Origin of the sequence: Halococcus thailandensis JCM 13552 (assembly GCF_000336715.1) — an archaeon.
Taxonomy (GTDB): Archaea; Halobacteriota; Halobacteria; order Halobacteriales; family Halococcaceae; genus Halococcus; species Halococcus thailandensis.
Genome location: NZ_AOMF01000082.1, coordinates 1 through 316 on the forward strand (window position 1 = coordinate 1; position 316 = coordinate 316).

Here is a 316-nt window from a genome sequence, read left to right on the forward strand (position 1 = left end):
CGTTTCCGCTTGATGTCGGCGTGGCGTCGGGCAACCTTCCGTTGCTGTTCGCAGTAGTTGTTCGACCCGTGCTCTTTGCGGGAGAGAACACGCTGTTCGTGCTCCAACCGTTCCTGCTCCGCCGAAAGGTCCAACGACCCGACGGCATGGCCGTCGGTGTCGTGGATGTATTTCAGTATCCCCACATCGATACCGACACACCGCTCCGGTTGGTCCGGTTTCGAAGGTGCTTCGGCGTCGGTGTCGAGTTGGAGCGAAGCGTACCACCGTCCGGTGGCTTCGCGTTTCACGACGACGCTTTTCACCGTGGCGTCGT

At 60.8% G+C, this 316-nt stretch carries 1 protein-coding gene; it reads right to left on the bottom strand.

The window, feature by feature from the left end:
* The coding region (locus C451_RS03385; protein ID WP_007737710.1) for a transposase at window positions 1-316 on the bottom strand (316 nt) is incomplete at both ends.